At 37.3% G+C, this 22,220-nt stretch carries 16 protein-coding genes and 2 CRISPR repeat arrays; of the genes, 1 reads left to right on the plus strand and 15 read right to left on the minus strand.

Features of this window, described 5'->3' with window-relative positions; genetic code table 11:
• Positions 1–57: 57 nt before the first annotated feature.
• The 14 genes from ACB089_RS14050 to ACB089_RS14115 all read right to left on the minus strand — a co-directional run bounded on the left by ACB089_RS14050 (position 58) and on the right by ACB089_RS14115 (position 19,406).
• Positions 58–249 (minus strand): hypothetical protein, encoded by a 192-nt coding sequence (locus ACB089_RS14050; protein ID WP_368637709.1) that lies wholly within the window; start codon positions 247–249, stop codon positions 58–60.
• 446 nt (positions 250–695) lie between these two features.
• Positions 696–2,069: direct repeats of the CRISPR family, unit length 33 nt; unit sequence ATTTCAATCCACACTCTCCATACAGAGAGTGAC.
• A gap of 169 nt (positions 2,070–2,238) precedes the next feature.
• Positions 2,239–2,529 carry a CRISPR-associated endonuclease Cas2 gene (gene cas2, locus ACB089_RS14055; protein ID WP_374966959.1) on the minus strand — a complete coding sequence of 97 codons (291 nt, stop codon included), beginning with the start codon at positions 2,527–2,529 and terminating at the stop codon, positions 2,239–2,241.
• A gap of 9 nt (positions 2,530–2,538) precedes the next feature.
• Positions 2,539–3,570, minus strand: a complete 1,032-nt coding sequence (gene cas1c, locus ACB089_RS14060; protein ID WP_374966960.1) for a type I-C CRISPR-associated endonuclease Cas1c — start codon at positions 3,568–3,570, stop codon at positions 2,539–2,541.
• Positions 3,570–4,229, minus strand: a complete 660-nt coding sequence (gene cas4 / locus ACB089_RS14065; protein WP_374966961.1) for a CRISPR-associated protein Cas4 — start codon at positions 4,227–4,229, stop codon at positions 3,570–3,572. Before cas4 ends, cas1c begins: the two co-directional genes overlap by 1 nt.
• Positions 4,210–5,046 (minus strand): type I-C CRISPR-associated protein Cas7/Csd2, encoded by an 837-nt coding sequence (gene cas7c / locus ACB089_RS14070; protein WP_374966962.1) that lies wholly within the window; start codon positions 5,044–5,046, stop codon positions 4,210–4,212. Before cas7c ends, cas4 begins: the two co-directional genes overlap by 20 nt.
• A gap of 3 nt (positions 5,047–5,049) precedes the next feature.
• On the minus strand, positions 5,050–6,975 hold the full coding sequence (gene cas8c, locus ACB089_RS14075) for a type I-C CRISPR-associated protein Cas8c/Csd1 (RefSeq protein ID WP_374966963.1): 1,926 nt from the start codon (positions 6,973–6,975) through the stop codon (positions 5,050–5,052).
• Positions 6,972–7,688: a type I-C CRISPR-associated protein Cas5c gene (gene cas5c, locus ACB089_RS14080; RefSeq protein ID WP_374967567.1), complete on the minus strand. Its 717-nt coding sequence runs from the start codon at positions 7,686–7,688 to the stop codon at positions 6,972–6,974. The genes cas8c and cas5c overlap by 4 nt, the downstream gene beginning before the upstream one ends.
• 340 nt (positions 7,689–8,028) lie before the next feature.
• On the minus strand, positions 8,029–9,384 hold the full coding sequence (locus ACB089_RS14085) for a transposase (RefSeq protein WP_374964127.1): 1,356 nt from the start codon (positions 9,382–9,384) through the stop codon (positions 8,029–8,031).
• A 251-nt stretch (positions 9,385–9,635) separates the two neighbouring features.
• Positions 9,636–12,074 carry a CRISPR-associated helicase Cas3' gene (cas3, locus tag ACB089_RS14090; RefSeq protein ID WP_374966964.1) on the minus strand — a complete coding sequence of 813 codons (2,439 nt, stop codon included), beginning with the start codon at positions 12,072–12,074 and terminating at the stop codon, positions 9,636–9,638.
• A gap of 96 nt (positions 12,075–12,170) precedes the next feature.
• A CRISPR array of direct repeats spans positions 12,171–13,280; the repeat unit is 33 nt; unit sequence ATTTCAATCCACTCTCCTCATATGAGAAGAGAC.
• A gap of 445 nt (positions 13,281–13,725) precedes the next feature.
• Positions 13,726–15,408, minus strand: a complete 1,683-nt coding sequence (locus ACB089_RS14095) for a methyl-accepting chemotaxis protein (RefSeq protein ID WP_374966965.1) — start codon at positions 15,406–15,408, stop codon at positions 13,726–13,728.
• Between the two features lie 462 nt (positions 15,409–15,870).
• Positions 15,871–17,424 (minus strand): YndJ family protein, encoded by a 1,554-nt coding sequence (locus tag ACB089_RS14100; protein WP_374966966.1) that lies wholly within the window; start codon positions 17,422–17,424, stop codon positions 15,871–15,873.
• On the minus strand, positions 17,393–18,004 hold the full coding sequence (locus ACB089_RS14105; RefSeq protein ID WP_374966967.1) for a DUF4166 domain-containing protein: 612 nt from the start codon (positions 18,002–18,004) through the stop codon (positions 17,393–17,395). Before ACB089_RS14105 ends, ACB089_RS14100 begins: the two co-directional genes overlap by 32 nt.
• A 1-nt stretch (position 18,005) precedes the next feature.
• On the minus strand, positions 18,006–18,914 hold the full coding sequence (locus ACB089_RS14110; RefSeq protein WP_374966968.1) for a DoxX-like family protein: 909 nt from the start codon (positions 18,912–18,914) through the stop codon (positions 18,006–18,008).
• 27 nt (positions 18,915–18,941) lie between these two features.
• Entirely contained in the window at positions 18,942–19,406 is a 465-nt protein-coding gene (locus tag ACB089_RS14115) for a hypothetical protein (RefSeq protein WP_374966969.1), read from the minus strand.
• 416 nt (positions 19,407–19,822) lie between these two features.
• Between ACB089_RS14115 and ACB089_RS14120 the strand changes: the two genes are divergently transcribed.
• Complete coding sequence (locus ACB089_RS14120; RefSeq protein ID WP_374966970.1) at positions 19,823–21,478, plus strand: DUF6138 family protein; 1,656 nt, start codon at positions 19,823–19,825, stop codon at positions 21,476–21,478.
• Between the two features lie 157 nt (positions 21,479–21,635).
• On the opposite strand, the gene ACB089_RS14125 is transcribed toward ACB089_RS14120, so the two are convergent.
• On the minus strand, positions 21,636–22,160 hold the full coding sequence (locus ACB089_RS14125; protein ID WP_374966971.1) for a hypothetical protein: 525 nt from the start codon (positions 22,158–22,160) through the stop codon (positions 21,636–21,638).
• Positions 22,161–22,220 lie beyond the last annotated feature (60 nt).

Raw genomic sequence — 22,220 nt, forward strand, 5'->3', positions numbered from 1 at the left:
TCCAAATATTTCGGATTCTATGTGTCAAAGTCAATTTTCTCATTCCTTCGACATTTTCTAATTTAAATATGTATTATGTGAAATATTTTTTTCTCGCTCATCGATTACTAGATGGATAATAAATGCTAGCTGTTGCTCAATTCGCAAATTGTTCATCTGAAGGATCTCCGCTATGGCACTTTTTTGATTCTCTTTTAAATCTACTTTTTCTAGCATTAACATAATTTCTTCTTTTGAAAGCCCAAACATGCTTTTTTCACCTCAACTTCATCGGAAATTATTATTTCATAAACATTACGCTAACTTCTAAAACAATGCACTATTACTACATCCCATGAACATTTTATACTAATTATAGGATAATTCATGGAAATTAATCAATCCAAAATCAATTTTATTTTAATAATATTTTAACTTCTCTAAAAAAACATTAATATTATTTAATAATAATTTTCATTGAAGTTACTATATCGTTGCTTGTCTTATTATAATTCTATCATAAAAAATATTAGCTTTTTTGTCGAATTTTAACATTTTTAATTAACACGTATAATTGCAGAAGAAATCATATATAATTGAAACTATTTAATCTACTTTGTAAGTTCGAAATATAAAAAAAAGTGCACCTTTTCGGAGGAGGTGCCTGATTGTTTATATGCGTTATTTGATTACGGGCTTACCATCTAAATTGTCATATGTCAATCCACACTCTCCATACAGAGAGTGACAGTACGTCCGATCATAACGAAAATATTGAATATATTTCAATCCACACTCTCCATACAGAGAGTGACAGAAATGAAAAAAATGCTGAATTTGAAAGTTAATTTCAATCCACACTCTCCATGCAGAGAGTGACGTGTTAAGTTATGCATTGCCTTTAGCTTATCCAATTTCAATCCACACTCTCCATACAGAGAGTGACAAAGTTATTGTTTCAAACGCTACTTTCCAATGTGCATTTCAATCCACACTCTCCATACAGAGAGTGACCGGCGTTGGCATAACACTCATTAAGTCTGCAAAATTTCAATCCACACTCTCCATACAGAGAGTGACTCAACCTTAAAGTAAAAAGGATCACCGTCATATTATTTCAATCCACACTCTCCATACAGAGAGTGACTCGCTACACCAACATCATAAAGATTGATGCTACTATTTCAATCCACACTCTCCATACAGAAAGTGACGTTAATTTATCGTTTGCATAACCACTTAAATCAACAATTTCAATCCACACTCTCCATACAGAGAGTGACCTGTTTCTCCGATAACTTTAGGTGCTGCCTTTGTAGATTTCAATCCACACTCTCCATACAGAGAGTGACTAAAAGTATTTGAGGATGGGCTGAATAATCGTCATTTCAATCCACACTCTCCATACAGAGAGTGACTTAATATGTTTTTCACTAGCACTAAACTTTTCCCATTTCAATCCACACTCTCCATACAGAGAGTGACGTTGCCCTGTAACAAAGCTCACCTTCTCTATATGAATTTCAATCCACACTCTCCATACAGAGAGTGACTAACGTATGCGATAACACCACGCTTACTGGAAAAATTTCAATCCACACTCTCCATACAGAGAGTGACACCATTGATAAAAGATTTGGTTCAAAGTTTCTTATTTCAATCCACACTCTCCATACAGAGAGTGACAAGGTATAGCTACAGAGGTTGCTATGTACACGAGATTTCAATCCACACTCTCCATACAGAGAGTGACGAAGAAAAAAATGGATGGTACTCACTTGGTGGTGATTTCAATCCACACTCTCCATACAGAGAGTGACAATCGTATTTTCACCGACCTGCAGCTGTGCAAGTATTTCAATCCACACTCTCCATACAGAGAGTGACTAATAAAATTTAGTCATTTTTTTTTTGGAATTCTAATTTCAATCCACACTCTCCATACAGAGAGTGACACCAAACATAAACGTATGCCGTTAATTAAACAATCATTTCAATCCACACTCTCCATACAGAGAGTGACTTGCCTCTTTAACAGCAGATACTGAAGCTTTTGAATTTCAATCCACACTCTCCATACAGAGAGTGACTGCAAAAATCCATAAAAAAATAGTAATTATAAACGATTTTCACTATTTTTCATTCAACCCTAATACCTTCGTACTACACTATTCAATTCTAATGATTGATTTATTAGCACAATTCGGTGCGGATCTCTCTAGGAATTTATGTTTGCTTGATATCCGCACCGATTTTTGTTTATAAAATTAACGTATCTTCAACATTCAACGTTTCTTTTACTCCAATATGAATAACCTTTGATTTGTAATTGTTGCCTAGTTGATAGAAGCGTAGACTATCTTCTTCCACATCAATAATTTCCTGAAGAGCGAGTTGTAGTTGCTTAAACTGAGTTGCATCCACTACACACTCAAAAACTGAATTTTGCACACGCATTCCGTAATTTTCACATATTTTCGCAACCTTACGTAATCGCTTTTGACCAATAGTTGTTTTTGTAACAACATCGTAAGTGACTAATACTAACATGTAAAATCCTCATTTCCACAAAAATGGTGGGTATTCTTCTAAATCACCCCGCAAGAAACGTGCAAGCAATATTGCTTGTGCGTGGGGAACAAGGCCCCAATTTATTTTTTCGTTTAAATATGGATGTGTAAGACTTTCTTGTTTACGTTCTTGCCATGCTTTAATGAATTTTCTTCGTCCATCATCTGTTAAAAGCACAGCACCATTTTCTTTTTGTACAAAATCAGTAGTCTGCATCATTTTTTTGTTAATCATTTTAAGAACAAAGCGATCTGCCATAACTCCACGAAGCTCCTCCATGACATCTAAAGCAAGTGATGCACGACCAGGACGATCACGATGTAAATAGCCTACATAAGCATCTAAACCTACCGCTTCCAAAGCAGCTGTAACATCTGAGGCAAGCAATGTATAGGCAAGAGATAATAAAGCATTTACGTTGTCTGTTGGTGGACGACGATTACGATTTTTAAAGTAAAAAACATCTTTCTGTTGCAAAATCATTTGGTCGAACAGTTTAAAATACGCTGTGGCAGCTTGTCCTTCTAGTCCACGTAAACGTTCTAAATCCTCAGTCACTAAAATCGACCTCATGGTTCCAGTTAATTCACTAGAAACTTGCTTAAACATTGGTACATCTATACGAAGGGGATAATCACGCGCCATTCGCTCCAAAATCCATTTTTGATTAGAAATCTTTGCAAATATAAAATTACGAGCAATTTTGGCACTTTCGACCTCACTTTCTGATAAACGATATTGCGTCTTACGTAAGATTACATTACCTTTACTTTCTCCAACTACTCGCGCCAGAAATCTTCCTGAACGTGACAAAAACGTTAAATTAATGTTCTTTTCTGCACAAGCATGCATTAATTTAGGACTTGCTCCAGCATATCCGAAAGTACAGATTGCCTCAAAATTGTGTAGTGGAAATCTACCAAGTTGCTGCTCTTCTTTTGTTATGACAACATTCTCACCTTTTAACGACAGGTAAATATCAGGAGTTGTAATAAATAATGTATTTAGTAATTTTTTCATTATAAATACCTTTCCATATAGCGCCGAATCGTAGTCGATGACATGAGCTCTGGCATGCATAAATTTTGTAAAGAGCAGCTTGAGCAGTGCTTTCCTGTTTTCACTTTTGGCGTATGTCTTCTATCAAAATATTGATGCATTTGTTTAAATATAAGCCGTACTTCATCACGCATTTCATCTGTAATATCAACTTTAACACGACGTTTTATTTCATCATAAAATAAATATGCAGAAGAAATGTCACATAATAGCATCTCCTCTAAACATATTACTTGTGCCACAAGTTGAACAACATCCTCTTGACCTTTCTTTGGTTTTCCACGCTTGTATTCCACTGGAATTGGTATATAAGTGCCTGTCTCGCCATGTATGGGAACACCTTCCTTATGTTCATGAAATTCTACAACATCACAAATACCATTCGTCTTTAAACTACGAGAGTGAATAGGCATCGCCCTCACAATTAATTTACTTCCCCGCTTTTCACGTAAAAATGGTTGATCTGCTTTTTCGTGAACATGTTGGCCTTCAATCGTCAAAACATTTTCTGCCCATTGCTGTTCTATATGAATTAACGCCCATTGTCGTGGACAGAAGCGAAAATGCTGAATACCCGATAACATTAAATAATCGACATCATCACTTACCGTCCAGCTCATTTACCTTCAGCCTCTCTAATGGCGCAACTAAGATTGTTAAATCATCTATAGATTCCCCTTCTACCTTTAATGAACGGTGAACTTTAGCTGATGAGTATTGGCCAAGTTTTGAATTATGCTCCCACCAAATCACTTTATGTACTTCTAGTGATCCCTCTGGACGAGCAGAGGAAGCATCGTTTTCAAATAATGTAATTAATGCTTCTTTTAATCTATCAGCATCTTCATTTGTAAAGCCTGTTTTCTCAGCCAATTGTGTATTAATACTTCCAAAAAATTTATAGATACCAAAATCAACTCGATGCTTCATACCCATTGTATCAGAGCCTTTTTTATCGCCCGTCACAGAATTTACACTTTTTGTTATTTGAATACTTGTAATGTCGATTGGAGCAAGACTAATAGCTGGGTGAATAGATACTGGACCACGTACTCCGACAGACAAAGAATCTCCTTTAAAAGCAAATACTTGCCCAAATGCACGTACATCAAACCAAGTAGTACTTGCAATCGTTGCATACACATCTGCATTGCCTTTTTTATCAGCCTTAATCTTTTTAAGCTCTGGAATCGCATCTACACGATCGTTTAAACTTTTAAAGCCATCATTATTACGATCATCAGATTGTACAAAAATTGCTTCACCCATATCTTGTAGGCGATTGCGTAATTTACGCTTAATACAAACATCTGATACTTCACCATAACCATCGTAATTTTGACGCGGACGATTTCCATTTAATGGATCACCGTTCGGATTGGCATTTTGTACAGAAAATACAACCGCAAAATCAATTTTATGATCTAATGTTGTCATCAATTAACTCTCCTCTTCATTTTTCTCTTTTTTTGTGTACAACGCTTGTCGCTGGCTGTAGTACCCAAGTAAATATTTACCAGTCAGTGGTACATCGGTGAAGTCGTTAATATCCATTTGCGCACCAATCTCATCAATAAGCTTCGTATAATAAATTCCTTTGTCTCTTAGCTTCATTTGATAAGGTTGTAAATTTCGCTGAATTGTAGACCAAGTTCTTGCAGGGTGTCGAGAGAATGCATTCATATAACGTAAGGCATTTGTTGGTCGGTTCTCTTCTTTACCTAACGCATTCCTTTCTAATACATCCGCAACCGCAAGTAAACGACCAAATAGATAATCACGCTCTAGGTTTGTAGTATTGAGTGCCACAGTATAAACCTCCTCATCTTTGTCATAGTAATGTTTTTTCACCAGTGAGCATGCAACTCCTAGTACCTGTTCCCATTCCCACGTTTGATTGTAAAATTGTGGGTTAGAGGCGCGTGCAACAGAACTACGTACTATGTCAATCGGAATTTTTCGTCCATCAAGTATACAAGGCAGCATTCGCTCCATGACACCTTTGACAACCTTATCACTAGGTCTCGGGCCATATGCAGCATGTGAAATTGTATAAAAGGATGGAGAGCCGAAGTACTGCACCCATTCATCATTCTTTTTCCTAGTATGGCGCCAGCTGCAATCCTCATGCCAGATTAGTAGCTTAGCAAAATACTCTTTGATATCTAAATCTCGATAATAGAGTACTGCCAATCGTCCTGGTGTTGCAGCATCAAGCGTTAATATATATACTTTTTCATCATCATGTTCCTGAATATCCATATTCTTTTTGATGCCGCTAATAATTTGGCTATGCTGGTCGGCTAAAACCTTTTTTGTATCCGCTTTTTGCAAAAGCATTGCATCACGTTGCTCCAAAAAGAAATTCAAGCCTTTAAAAACATCGCTTGATAAATCATCAGCTACATAGGGCATATCAGGATTTTTTGAGCCCCATACAAGGAATATGCGTCCATCTATTTGCTTTCCTTGCCGTTCAATCAGCCATTTTAATGCATTATGCGCTTTTTGCGAGACATCATAGCTAATATTCGCCGCTTCAAAACTATCCTTAAAACGACCACGGTATGTAAAACCGGTACTGTCATTTGCTGAAATTAGCTTAGCTTTATCACCCGAATTTCGTAGTTTATTAGGGTGACGCACAGTAAATGGTAAATATTCACCAGTCACATAGCAAATATCGCTTTCCTGCAGCTTTGTATTATAAAATTGACTATAGGCATTATAAATATCCTTATTACTCCAGACAGGGTCAGTTTTTTCTCCAGGCACATGAACATTAAAACGAACAAATGCGCTTTCCTGCGCACCTGCAAGCATTTGGAAAATAAGCGGCTTGTCCCCATCTTGCTTTGTATCCCATTTTGAACGCAGTAGTCCTGCATCTGTAAGGTGTAAAATAGAGAGGTCCACCAAATCCTGAATGAGCGTTCCTTTTTTTACATATTCGTATATTGCCTGTACATGTGGGTGACTATAAGGCGATTTACACCATTCTCCGAGCTGTTCTAAATAATATAAATGTGCATCTCTCTTATCTTCTTCTTGTGTAAATGCAAAATAATCGCCTGCCACATACATCAGCTTGTCTTGCAGCATATGTGACACATAGTTTTTACCTGAACGACTACCAGAGCTTTCTGTGAACGGTAAAATAGTATTTATTTTTTCAATAACTTTTGCATCATATAATGTACTGTCGAGCGTAACAATCATCTCAATATGTGCGGTTTGAGTTGTATGTGAAATCGGCAATAGTGTATATTCAAGCACTTTTTTATCTTTTGTTTCTTTAGAGAAAATCTCGCCTACTTGCGCTTCATTTTCCTCATAAGTTTTAAACAAAGCACGTAAATAACTCATTTTTTCACCTCCAGCTCCTCGTGTTCTTCATCCACAGCGGTCATGGATTCTCCTAGAGTAAACGATTTTGCATGCATTTCCTTAATTGGACGGACGAGCGAACAATCTTCTGGGCGAATAAAAGAAATATAGCCATTTTTCATTCTTGGCTGCCAAAGTCTTGTTTCTAGCATATTACGTCCAGTTTCATCAGGATAATTTAAGCCATGCACCATCGTACCAAAGTGCACCTCATCATAATTATCATAAAAACCATCCCCAGAACCAAAAATGCACGACTCTACATAAGCCTGACATTCTCTTGCGCCTAAAAAGACATCACGACGTCCACCCTTTTCGACACAACGTTTAGCGATATTGTGATGTTTATTCTCATTGAAATCTTGCTCCAAATCCATACGATTTGTATTAAATTCAAAATGTGCCTTTACTTGATAACGTACATCTCGCAAATAACTGTAATTGGCAAGCGTATTTCCACCTGACATGTCAATTGGTCGTACACCCTTCGATTCCATACGAATAGCATTCATAACACGAATTTCATCGATATACCAAATAATAGAAGGTTTCCAATAGATTGATTCCACAATTCCTTTTAGTGCTTGATAACTTGGAATTTGAGTTGTCATCTTTTCACCACCAAGCTTCATAAGTGGGTCTGTAAATAATGCATAGGCACCATGTAACTCAAACTCAATTTGATTTCGTATTTTTGTCATTTTGTCACCCCCTTGAATTAATAAAATAATTGCACGAACTTCTTTATGGATTCTTGAGGAAAATTCTCTTTTTAATGAAAGCGAGAAAATTAGAAAGGAGAATCTCTCACTCAAAAATTCTTAGTGAGTAATTCTATTTAAGAATTATCCATATCCAATCATTCCAATATTAACCTATTTTGTCAACATCTTATTAAGTAACATAACAAACATTAAATAAATATAATATATGAACAATATTTTAAATTAAAATTTAATTGAATCAATTTCATAAATCATATTTTTCAAAAGCCTAGACTACTCCTATTAAGAAAACTTGCGTTTTTAAAAATTATGCTGCTTGAATTTGTACTTGTGATAAAGCATTCAGACGATCCACCGCTAACTTGCAGGCATTATAAATAAACGTCACCAGGTTGAAATGTAGTTTAGCTTTTCTTCCTGTTCTGTGACGGACATTGTTTAACTGAAAATATTGCTTTAGGTATGCATTTACACGTTCAACGGCTGTACGTTCCTTATAAAGTTGCTTCCATAGTTCGGAGCCTCGTGCTGGATACGTGAATTTTCGTAAATCTATGTCACATTTGATTTTGAAAACCTTCTGACAGAGGGAATCATCACGTAACGGACAGGTTGCACATTCCTTTGGCCTTGTGAATTTTAGTGTTCGGTATTTTTCGTCGAAGCTGTCATAGCGGTAGCTGTGTTCACGTACACAAGTCGGTCTGAAATGCTCATCAAATCCGAGATACTCGCCTTCATTGCGGACATTATAGGGAATGACTGCACGCATTTGATATTCGTGTAATTGACGGTAAATGGGTTCATAATCATACCCTGCATCCAAAATAGCGGTTGTAAAATGCCCTGGAAATTGGTCTTCTGCTTTCTTTAAAAGAGGAATCGCTGCTTTACTATCTGACAAATTAGCAGATGTCATGAGGCGTCTAACGATATATTGACTCTTGGTCGTCACCGCGAGATGTCCTTTAAAGCCAAACCAAAACGTATTTTTACCGTCACTGTTCTTTTTGATGCCCCAATTCGGTTCGATGGGGGCATCTTGCCACAGTGTCTCCAGTGGTGTGTCGAGTTGGTCCTTGATTTCTTTTTCATAAGTTGACTGATTGGCTTTGATTTCTACTTGTTTCGTCAGCCAAGCATCTCGTTCTTCTTTTGATTTTCGTCCACGTTTTTTTGGTGGTGCCGTCCCTTTTTTCACCGAAGGTTTCGCTGCATCGCATGATTCAAAATGTGTGGCATCTATAGCGAGATGTACATCGTTTAGAAAGCCTTCTGTCATGGCTACTTGTATCAATGTATCTTGCATCACATCAAGTACATCGGATTGACTAATGACATCAATCATTCGAGAATAAGACGCTTCAGAAGGCACAACATCAGAAACAAGAAATCCACAATCCAAGCGGAATAAAGGATCATTGACCAAACGTTTGTTTAAATCCTTGATTGTTGGAATACGTTCGACAATGCGAACAATGAGTGACTGTATCATAGCACCGTAATTTAATTCACGTGGAGCACCGCGTAACGTCTTTTTTGAAAATAGCTGAAAAATCGGCTGTACGTCGAAAGTGGCAAAAATCGCATCAAATCGATGGGAACTTTCCATTTTCAATAATTCTTGGATGTCAAATAGGCTCATTTGTTTTACAATAGTCATAGGGCATTCACCTCATTCAGTATGGTTTAGTTTCGTCGCTACCATTATACCGAATTTGGGGAGGTGCCCGTTTTTTATTGTTTCAGAATCCTTGATACTAAAGGGATTAAAATTATGAAATTAACTCAATTCTCAAAAAATTATGCTATTATTATTAATGTCGCTTGATAGCGTGGATTGAAAAATATACTATATCATTTAAGTTTGAATGCAGCTCACTACCCGAAAAGCAATGAGCTGCTTTTCACCTCTTAAATAATAAAATCGTCTAATTGTGCTTCTCCCTGAACACTTATTCCAAATTGATCATCGTATGCTGTTTCTTTTGCGATATAAATATTAAATGCCCCAAATTGTACAACAATCAGTTGGTTGTTTTGTTTCAATGCTTCAAAATCATGATGGAACACATTGACACTGTATTGCTGCGCTTTTTTCAAAAATACTTGATAATCATCAATTAGCTCATAGCTCATAAGCTGGCTAATGAGGTTCTTCCCCTCATCGTATGGAACGAGTACCCCCTGTGTTTTGGCATCAATCACTTCAAAATGTGTAAAAGCTGTTTTGTAACTAGCAAGAGTAGCTAGCGGATATTGTCTGCCAAGTCCTTTAATATACGATTTACTCCACTCTGTTTCCGCTTGAAAAAGTAGCTCATAAATTGAGGTTTTTAGTTTTGGCAATGGATAATTTAGTGTCGAATCAAAGGCTTTATAAAAGATATTAAAGTAATGTGTCATCGCCTCAGAAGATAATAAATATCCACCAAACAAAGATGGATTTTGCTGCAAGTCTTTTATAATAAAACGGGAAAACTCACCACCCTTTTTAATAGTGGGTAGCTTACTTAGCGATTCCTCTGCATGGTTAAAGACATATACATCCTGAATTACTGCCTCACCATTTCGATTACAGCGCCCAGCGGATTGTGCAATGGAGTCTAGTCCAGCTAATGAACGAATTACACATTCAAAGCTAATATCTACACCTGCTTCAATCAACTGCGTACTAATACAAACAAATTTCTCCTTACTTTGAAGTCTCTGTCGCATTTTCTCTATTTTTTTCTTGCGATGTACTGGACACATACCTGTACTTAAATGGACAACATCGAAATCAGCAGATTTAAACTGGTTGAATAAGTCCCGAACAGCCTTTTTTGTATTTAAAATTACTAATACATTGCTGTGCTCAGTTAATGTTTCCTCGACAAAATCTCTTAGCTCCTCGGTTTTCCATCCCTCATTTTTTAACAACGGTGTAATTACTGTACGTTTAAATGCTTGATTAATTGTTGGCAAGTCCTCAATAAGCTCTCCATCGACCTCAATATTATTGTATACATGTTGTAGTGCAGGCTGTGTCGCTGTACACATAATTGAAGTTGTATTGCATGTATTTTTCAGGAAATTCAAAGCTTCATTAAATAACGATACACAGTGAATCGGCAAAGATTGCACTTCGTCAAAGATAAGAATGCTATTAGATAAGTTATGTAATCTTCTTGCATTACGCGATTTCCCACTATAAAACGTTTCTAAAAATTGTACCATTGTTGTGAAAATTATCGGCACGTCCCAATCATCCTTAGCCATATTCAGCCTTCTTGCCGCTTGATATTCCTTAAAGGATAAATATTCAAAACGTCCTTCATCATCAATTAAATTGCTATGATGTTCTAATATAGTATCCTCGTTCTGCAAAACCTCGCGTACTTCTTGCGCATTTTGTTCTATGATTGTTGTAAAGGGTACAATGTAAATAATCCGATTTTTCCGATAAAGTAAAGCGTGCCGCAGTGCAAAACGAAGACTTGCTAAGGTTTTTCCACCACCTGTCGGAATAGACAGTGTGTAAATACCTGTTGGAAGTGATGCTTTTTCAAAACAATTCATCGACATTTGTTTACGTAAACGTGTAATTTCATTGGGTAATGCGTTTTGCTGCTTTTCATGCAAGTCTTTGTCTAAATGATGTTCAAAAGTCTGCCAAAGTGATTGAACCTCAAATTGCGTTATCTTCTCCTGATTCTCAAAAGCACGTGAATTGCTACGGTCAGCATCAATCAACGCACTAAAAATGTACATCGTGACAAAACTTGTTGCTTTTTGCATTACACTAGCCGCTTCTTCTGTTGTTTTCGCATTTTTCAGTTTACTCTCGAAATACGTTTGCAATTCACATGTAGCTTTAATAACATAATTTTTCATATAGGATAGATCATACATATCTTGTAAAAAACGTTGCTTTACTTGTGAAAAATTAATGTTTTTCTCAGATGTCAGTCGATTCACAAAAGGCGACAATCCATCCATATCTACCATATCAAGTAATTGTCCATGATGTGAAAAAATAGCATTCGCTACACACTCCACTAAAAAAGGTGCAACTGGATTTACTCGTTGAAAATGCACTATTAAAAATTTACCACCAGCGGTAGAATGATCAACACTCCCACGTTTTGGTGGATTATCAGGATTAGCCATCGCATCGTGAATATATTCCTGAAACGAATCACTAAATTTCCCCATATCATGCAACATACCCGCAAGTCCTGTTACATGTTGAAGACCAATCTTCGCTCCAATTTCTTCAGCAATATTTTGTACCTCTTTTAAATGATCTACTAACAATTGTTCAGCGCCGTCACTAGTTCGAATATGGGCAACAAAGTCTTTAACCGTCATTAATATTCACCTTCTCGTTTTTAAAAATTTATTAATCTGCTCTCCTCACCCTAGAAAAGACACCTCTTCAAATTATTTAGTACCCATATAATACATTTTTCAAACCACTTTCCTCGTATGAGAAGAGACCTGTCCTAAAAATATTTTGCTATTGGGGGTCGAGAATTTCAATCCACTCTCCTCATATGAGAAGAGACGTTGTACCAGTTGTAGCACGCTTAACAACACCCTCAATTTCAATCCACTCTCCTCATATGAGAAGAGACTCTTTGCCGGTGTTGTGAATATAGGTTCCGTTTATTTCAATCCACTCTCCTCATATGAGAAGAGACCCACATTTGCAATCTTGCATTACATTGTTCTACTATTTCAATCCACTCTCCTCATATGAGAAGAGACGAGAAAACTCGCCTACCTCAACGGAAATACTCCATTTCAATCCACTCTCCTCATATGAGAAGAAGAGACGATCTTCGCCAGGTGTAGTTATCGTTAAGTCGGAATTTCAATCCACTCTCCTCATATGAGAAGAGACTAGGTTTTTAAGCATTTTGTGTTTAAAAATAGCATTTCAATCCACTCTCCTCATATGAGAAGAGACAAATTTAAAGATTAAACAAAATGGGAAAGATGTAATTTCAATCCACTCTCCTCATATGAGAAGAGACCTCCCTTGGTATTTATAAAATCCTAAATATTAGGATTTCAATCCACTCTCCTCATATGAGAAGAGACTTCAACATTTACGTTTACAGGTAATTTTGATTGTATTTCAATCCACTCTCCTCATATGAGAAGAGACATGATAGATGTGGTGTTTAGTAAAGTTTTCACTATTTCAATCCACTCTCCTCATATGAGAAGAGACTATAGAGCGTTTATCTATCGTCAATTATTTATTATTTCAATCCACTCTCCTCATATGAGAAGAGACGATCTGGCGTCATATTATCATCACTATCAAAAGATTATTTCAATCCACTCTCCTCATATGAGAAGAGACTAGCAATGCGGTGAGGAGGTAGTACGGATGGATATTTCAATCCACTCTCCTCATATGAGAAGAGACATAGGTGGTTTTATGCTATTAGCTTTAGCGTTTATTTCAATCCACTCTCCTCATATGAGAAGAGACTGAGATTTTAAGGGGTTACACGATTAAATTGGACGTTTATTTCAATCCACTCTCCTCATATGAGAAGAGACTGCAAATTTCAACATAACATTATTAAATAAATCAATTTATTAACATGAACATTTATACATCCATGCTTTATGAAATAAAACAATAAATTAAACAATCATTTTTAAATGAATTCTGGTGCGGATCCCTCTATAAAATTGTGTTAGCTTAACATCCGCACCTTACCTAATTATAACAAAAAATTGTATTATAAATCTAAATAAAAACTATTATTTTACATTCAATTAGTATTAAATATCTTCTAGATTCACCCACCCTTATAAGCCGCATCTCATCTTTTCAAACAAAATAAAACCAGCAATTACACGATTCATTGTCGTCAATTGCTGGTTTTATTTCTATTAATATCATTTTTTCAATTCATAAACACAAAAATGAAATGACAGCTAGTAATACAAATATTACTACCATCCATACAATACTAGAGTTGTGTCTGTAGTTGCTGAGTTATAATTTAAACTTTCTCGTAAGCTCGTTTAAATTTTCCGCCATGTCCGCTAAATTTACTGAACTATTGTTGATTTCATCCATAGAGCTTGCTGCTTGTTCAATCGTTGCAGAGGTTTCTTGAATTCCTGCTGCGGACTGTTCTGATATAGCTGCAATTTCGTCCACTGATTTATGAATATTAATCGTATTTTGTACAACGTCTTCTAGCTTCGTCGACATGTTGTCAATATTCGTTGACATCGAGTAAACAGCCTCTGCAATCTGGCTGAATGTTTCATTTGTAGCGGCGATTTGTGTTGTACCTTTTTCAACTTCTCCAAAGCCAGTTTCCAGTGAAGATGTCACCATGTTTGAATCTTGTTGAATTCTTTGAACAATGCCCGTAATATCGTCCACTGAGACAGCTACTTGTTCAGCAAGTTTACGAACCTCATCTGCAACGACCGCAAAACCTTTTCCATGCTCCCCTGCACGCGCCGCTTCGATCGCAGCATTGAGCGCCAGTAAATTCGTTTGCGAAGCAATATCCTGTATAACAGCTACGATTTTTGAGATTTCCTGTGTTTGTTTACTTAGTTCATCTACCTTATAAACAGCATCCTTCACAATATGATGAATGGATGTCATTTGCTCAGTGGAGGCGTCCATTAATCCTTGCCCCTCTTTCGTTAAAGCCATGACATTTTGGGAATACTGATGAACATCCTTACTGCTGTTATTGACATCTGACATCTTTTGGGTGAATTCTGCCATTGTAGAGGCTACATCAGATGCGTTACTTGCCTGCAATTCTGTACCACTCGCAATCTCATTTACTGTATCAACAATTTGTTCCGTACCCGTCTTCACCTCTGTCGCTGATTGCATGAGCTCTTCACTATGCGCGGCTACGTCAGTTGATACTGTTTGAATTTGCTTTAATAAACGATTCAAAATATCCGACATCGTATTAGTCGCTTCCGTAAGTTGCCCTACCTCATCTTTTGAATTCACAATAAGTGGAGGCTCACTTAAATCACCTTCCGTAATTTGTTGCATACGTTTTGTCACTGTGATGATTGGTCTTGAAATTATTCGAGCACTAAACAATGCAATGATCATTGCAATGATCACAATCACAGCACCTACGATCATACCTGTAAGCTGCTTAGTCTCTCCCGCTTTAATAATGTCTGCACCCAACGCATTTATCGATTGCTTACGATCCTCGGCTAACCCTTCAAAGCCTTCGCGTATTTCCGTAGCCTCTTCACTCACAGTAGCTAAATTATTCTTCGCTAGTTCAACCTGGCCTTGATCATAAACATCAAATACCTCTTTTTCAACATAGCTGCTCCATTCCTTAGCCATTTCAGTATATTTGTTGAACTCTCCTGAATTTGTTAATGCTAAACGTATTTTTTCGTTTTCTTCAGCATGCTTTACGTTATTCTCAAAAATCTCCTTGTACTTTTCTTCACCAGAAAGGATGTACCCTCTAGCTGCGGCAATTCTTAGCCCTATCGTTTGAGCTTCCTCATACTCAGTAATTAGTAATTGCAATTCTTCATCAATAATTTGTTCCGTTGCTTTGTTACTTTGCGTGACCGCATAAAAATTGTAACCGATGTATAAAACTACTACCGCTACTACAATACTGAAGGAAAAAACGATTCTTTTACTAATTGACTTAAAATTCATTTCAAATTCTCCTTATTTTCTAAATCCAATTTACATATTATTTTGCTCATCAATATTAATTTACCATTCTCAAACTGGTCTTGGATGATTTATGAATTTTTCCAATAGTTAAAGAAATAAATAGTTAATTTTTATGTATTTTCTAGCATCTTCCAAAACCAAATTTACTAAACAGATGAACTATCTTAAAACATTTAAACAAGACTTTCGTTCTAAAAAAAGGAACAGCCTCAAAAGTAAGCTGCTCCCTTCTTTAGAAAAACGATCATCCATCCCAAACTTAGTTCCTCATCATACTTCACTAACGTAACATAGGGCATAAGTCTGTGATGAAGAATCATAAATTATTCATCCGCGAGTTGAATCACTGCTTGCATATAAACAAAATGAGGATTATCGATCCCCCTTTATTGCGTCCAAATGTTCCTTCTCGTAAAGGCAAACTGACTCCTTTAACATTATCTATTTTCGGGTAATTCGATAGTTGATTTGTAAAAAAGGTACACCAAAAATCCGCATTTTATGTACGGCGGTTAGTGTTTTTTCGTCTTTTGCAGTAATCGTAAAATGTTCATGTATAGGTAGTTTGAATAAAAATCGATTGATGGCTAAATAAATGCCCGCATCTCCAGCATGATTACTCGTTAAATATAACTCTCCATGATCCTCGTATAAATATAACACCCCGATCATTGTTGAAAAAGGCAATGGTAGCGCAATATTCATATAGGTTGTTTGCCCTGTCGTGTGCTTAGAATAAATTGCAACAAAGATTGTTTGTTTATCGATTTGACGAATCCAAGCACGTGGAGCAAGCCGCCCATCTTGCAGTTCATCCACTTTAACAATCCTACCTGTCATCTCAATTTCCTTACTAGAAAAGGGTAAATTCAGCTGTTGCATGACACGGCTTATAGCTTGATAAATCAACGCAAACGGTTTAAACCAAGTTTTCCACTGTACAGAGGCCTGCAAACGATACTGATTGGTTTCTTCATAAAAATGTGGAATCGTGTAAGGTAGCTTTGTCGTATCAACAAAGTCACTAAGCGCATCGACTAAACCTGGATGCGGATTACTTTGGTCTTGCCATTTCCCCCGAATTTGGCTAACTGGAAAATGAAATGGTTGATGTGTAGTGTCTGGTATTGCTAAAGCCCAAGCCAGCACCCCTACTCCACCGAAGAAAACACCATTCATAATTCCATGAAATTTTAGCATTTCTGGTATCCCTACATAGGAATTACCTACAAGATTACTAAATGCGTACATAAACGACCATAATATCGTGATACATAAAGCACCGTAGGAAATGAGTAAAAGCAAGCTTTGTTGACGAGGAAGTTTCGTTTTTAGAGCAAGGAAAAATAAACAGTAAATAGCCACTATATAAAGTGCCACTGAAATAATTTCTAGTATCGTCGAAAACGTGATACCGAGTGCAACAAGAAGCGGACCTGTTACTAAAATTACAACGACCATATTGTAGCAGCTACCCTTATGAATACGCCCAAAAAGACCAATTGAAATCGCTAATAAACAAGCTGAGTAATGAAAATGAATAGCTGTTAACCACGTTATCAATGATGAAAAACCTGTATCAATATTTGCGATAAAAGCGAAAAACCATAGTCCCCCAATAAATATGTAGATGAGTCCAACATCAATCGAAATTTCTGCCATATTGGTAAAGCCTCGCTGTAAAAATCGCTTTACACCTTGCACAGCGATAAACGCGGTATAAAGAACATAGATAAGTGCTAGAGCGATTGCCACCCAACCTTCAGACCACCAGTGGAGCATCGTAACTGCAAGCATCATTACGACAACAATAGCATCGCCGACTTTGGTAACATCTATGACCATTTTCACCATCGCAGGAACGAAGATCAGCTGGGCAACTGTCAGTAACAACATATAGTTAGGTTGAACACTAAAGACAAAACAAACAACCGTCAGCACAAATCCTAAGAGTAATACGGGGCTACCTAGATTGTTGCGTAAATTCGCCTGCATACATCATCAGCCTCCCAATCAACGGATTATGAATGGACACATGAATCGTAAAGACATTCCTGCTATCATCAAATCCTTCCTCGACAACAACACGTCCCTCCAAAATATTGGGTATCGAACATTCTAATTTCGAGACTACAAATCGTTGAACACCGGAGCGAATAACTAATCGTCCCTCACTTGTCACCGCAAAATGTAAGTCTGAATAAAAAAGAGCTGGTGAACCTAGATAGTCCTTCACTATTTTTTGAACTGGATCAACTGTCATCCTCGCATCAAAATGTCTAGTTTTATTAGAAAAATAGAAGGTACGCTCCCATAACACTTCATGTTCCCCACTTGGCAATGTTCGACAAGTATTACAAATTGAAAACGGAACATCCTCACCTGATTCAGGAAACAAAAATCTCGTTTTTGTAGCAATCGCATAAAAGGGACGCAGCCACTTGGCACCAGACTCAATTTTGCGCATCACACCCGTAGCATAAAAAGGTTGATCGACAGGTAATGTATAACGCCTCTGAAGCATTGGATGCAGCCGTCTAAAATCCTCGCCCAACAAAGTTTGATAAATCGTCATGTTACTTCCCTCGCTTTCGTTTACAGCTTTTGGCACTTGGCATATCTTGACAAAGAACAAAGCCAATAATGGACAATACCCATAATGCTAGATTAAATGTCACTGGATTGAACGGAGCAGTGACAATCGTTTTATCTGCTAAAATGACCCACCATGTTAATAGCGGAAATAGTAAAATTTGAGTTCCAAACAAGAAACGCTTCCCTCGAAGTAACAGCCAAAAAAGTGCAAAGATCATCTCTGCAATGCCAATCCATTTTACAATTTGACTAGCATAGCTGTTCTCCCCACCAAGTAATTCCTCAATCATCATCACTTCAGTAGGATGCTGCATCATGACTTTCGGTACAAATCCATGGTACAACCACACAAAACAAAATAAGACACTGATCAGGATTGTTAAAAAAAAGCGACGATACTGAGAAGAAGGATTTTCTCCCTTTTCAAGCCATCTTTTTAAGACATCGAAGCTAAGAGCTGTTGCCCAGCCCATTATTGGACGAAACACTCGATCAAATAACTCTCCTAGTTTTCCATAGCGAACATCGTAGTCATACTGTGTTAAAAATGTAAGTCCCTTGTCATGAGGAATATACCGCCAGTACCCTTTCCCTTCTGCAATTGGTGATATTTTTTGAGGCGTGCCAAAGTGTAATGACGATGTTTTGCTGCCATTTCCCTTCTGATGCTCCCCCTTACTTTCTCCCCATCCACTAACTGTTAAGCCTGGCATTACCTTCGTTTCATAAGTAAAATGCTGAGGCTCTTCTGGTGAATTTTTCTCCATATATGTAATAGAGGTAAAACGTAAATCCCATTGCTCGTGTAGCTTTGGATTTTGCGTATACGTCCATGCTTCCTCTATAGGTGCATTTATCTCTATCTCCACAAAAATCGGCTTTTTCTTCACGCTTTCTTCCCTCCTCGTTGGAAAGCACTATTCAGTCATATTTTCTTTCATAATCTTAGCAGTTGCTTCAAATAGCAGCTGGTCTACTAAACGATAATTTTTCCCGCTGTTTTTCATTTTGCCACCTGCATCAAAGTAAAATCCTCCAGCATGATCAACCGTTAAATGAAAAGTTGTTCCTCTTTTATAGCTGGTAAGACTGACATCATAAGATTGAATATCTTCCTTATTATCCTTGTAGCTTATGTCTTTTTTTGTAAATCTACTATCTGATAATAGTTTAAGATAGTCATGAACCTCTTTTTCATCCTTTAGAGAAATAATTTTTACCTCGTCATTTTGAGTGCTTACGATATCAATGCTTCTAATTTGTTCTTCAAAAAGATCCATTGAAAATTCACTTTCAATCGATCGCTCTTTATTAATAGAAAAACTATACCCTGCGAAAATCAATATAATGAAAGCAACAGCTACTAATATTCTTTTAATCACTAGATACATCCTACCTCCATTTGAATATCGATTTATACTATTATAGCAGTAAATTGATTAATCACCATAAATTAGGATTTACCCGTTACATTTCAATAAAATAAAAATAATTGAATGGAAATGACAATTTACGAAGTCTACAAGTCGAAAGTAGCCCCCTAAGAAAGGGTTTAATTAAAATTATCTTACCTCTATAGATATCTTTTTATTGGAGATTTATGCGAACCTGACTGTGAAGATTATAAATTTTTGAACTTGAACTAAACGAACGGATTCGATTCGTAAAAAAGATGTTCGCTTTTAGTGTAAAATTATGTAATATGTATGAAGATTGAAACTATAGAGTAGTAACATTACACCTTTTACTTATATTAACTAAATGAGCAACTAGAATGTGATATTAGGAGGAGAAACCTTTGAATCAGGCTGTGGAAGCTTTTCTGAATAAGGTATGGAAGGAAATCACTACGATTTACGCACAAGAAAGCAAAAGGATTAATGAGTTTAACGGTGAAAGAACATTGCAAGCTGGCGTTCACAATTACCTCCGAGTGACGTGGAGAAAAGGCAAGTTTACCTGGGCTAAAGGTAAAATTCATATTGATTTCTCCAAGTCGTCATACTCTGGCTCGTATAAATTGGAAGTGGATACTTACATCATGGAGTTGACCGATGAACTTCTGACTGAGGAGTTCTTTCCAGCTTTGTGCGGGCTTGTGGATGACCTGTTCCGCTCAGAGGAATTGGGACCTCGTTTCTTTGATTACAAGTTTGAAGTTGTATTTGAGTTTGAGTGGGAGAAATCGAAATTAACGCTTAACAAACAACTGTTGAATGAGCCCAAGTTGATCCAACTCCAAAAGACGCTGGATCATTTTATTCAAACAATGGTTCTTTCTGATTCGCTCATGTTACCTGAGAAAGACATTTTCTTTTTCGCCAAGCATTTGGTCAATCCTGATCTAATGAAACAGGAAGTGGGAGTAATTGATCCGTTAATCCGTCGTCTCTCCGACAAGCTAAATAATAATCAAGAACTCAAAAACAACTGGATTCGCCGGTATACCTCGGCCTTCGACAAATGGGCGATTGACTTTTTATTGCAGCATTTTACTCGATCCAGTAATTATGGAATGAATTGGACTTTGAAGGAGGTTCATCCTTCCGTAGATGCCATAGAAATGGAGTTCTTTCTTTATACAGCATTGCAGATTGGCAAATCAGATCCGTATATCCCGCAGAAGTATATGGAACTGGCGATCCAATTGGGTTCTAAGGAGGCTGCAGAATATTTGAAAAATGGTAGCGGAAAATTTGCTCGCACATATCGAGGAGAGCTGATAGAAGGAAGAAACAACGATATTACACAAACGATAGAAATCCGGATTCTTTCCGAAGAAGAACTTGCTTATAAAGAAGCGTTGGATTATATTATTGACCTTTTGAAGCAAGGGTTTTCCAAAAGTTATCAGCTTAAGCTGGAGAGTAGCCAAAAGAACTTCCTTCCTTTGAAGGAACTAGCGAGGTCCGAGCTACATCAGTTTTTTGCCAATGCGCTTAGCTACCCTGCTTTGTTCCCGAAGCTTGCAGAATATGCGGATACAGCGATGGAAGAATACGCATGGTACGAGGATGTAGAGCCGAGCGAGGAATCGGTCATGCCGGGCACTTATGCAGTAATGGGTCTTGGCTTGTACAGCGAAGAGTATTTTCCGCTAGTCTGCCGTTATATGGAACTAGTAGATACAGAACATCAGTTAGCGCAGGATGGCTATGCAGAGGCGTTTATTGAGGCGCATGGCGTAAAGGTAGAGCTTATGCCCGTGATTGTATCCATTTTGCAGGGTGGGATTGATGAAGGCACACTGGTCAAAAATCTAACCATCGACAGCCTTGAGCTTGCCGAGGCGCTATTCGAGGCGCTGAAAGGCAAAGAAATTTATGAATGCGAAATGGTACTGTGCCGGATTTTTGAGAGCATAGAAAATCTTGTAGCAGAAACCCAAAAGGCACAACCGCCATTAAAAGAAGCATTAGAGCGGCTGTTGACGCTTCAAATTGAAATGACCTGATTTGCAACATCAATAAGAGCATGTTTTGATTAATTTTTTCAAAACATGCTCTTTAGATTAGTTCCAAACTTTATGACAAAGATTTATCGCTCAAATTTTTAAGTTTATCGACCAACTTTTTAGATTTATCGACCAACTTTTCAAATTTATCGACATATTACGCGCCTACAAACAACACGGCCTGTCCAATCGCAATAAAAAAGGCTTCATGCTGTATCGGGCTGTTGTCTTCGATTTGCAGGGTAATTTCAAAATGAGTCTCCTGAAAAATGGCCTGCCAGCGCGCAATGGGTTGATCGTCTAGAGAGAATATGGACCAGTCCTCCATCTCTTTGTTCAGATTTATTTTTTGGACGCCATCTGTAATGATTAAATCAGGGATCATAATTTGCCAGCCATCATAAGCAATCATATAGTCCTTTCCTGTGATGAAATCCTTGCCTTTGAAATGCACTCGCCCACGACGCGACATCTTTTTACAGGTGAAAAGAGGCTGACCAGCGACATCACTGACGTCGAAACGCACAAAATAACGATAGTCCATTGAGCGGTCGAATGCTTTTTTTAGTGCGTTTGAATATACACGTTGAACAGTAGACGATACTTCCCCCGCTTCATTTAATACTGCTACCTTTTCTGTTGACTCGATCGCCGCTGGTTGCTGATATGTATAGATTTTCAATACCTTCGCTCCTTCAATACTTATGCTTTCTTAAAGCTACCATAAAATAAGCGCCAAATA

Origin of the sequence: Lysinibacillus sp. RS10, from assembly GCF_041956855.1 — a bacterium.
In the GTDB taxonomy this organism is placed as follows: Bacteria; Bacillota; Bacilli; order Bacillales_A; family Planococcaceae; genus Lysinibacillus; species Lysinibacillus xylanilyticus_A.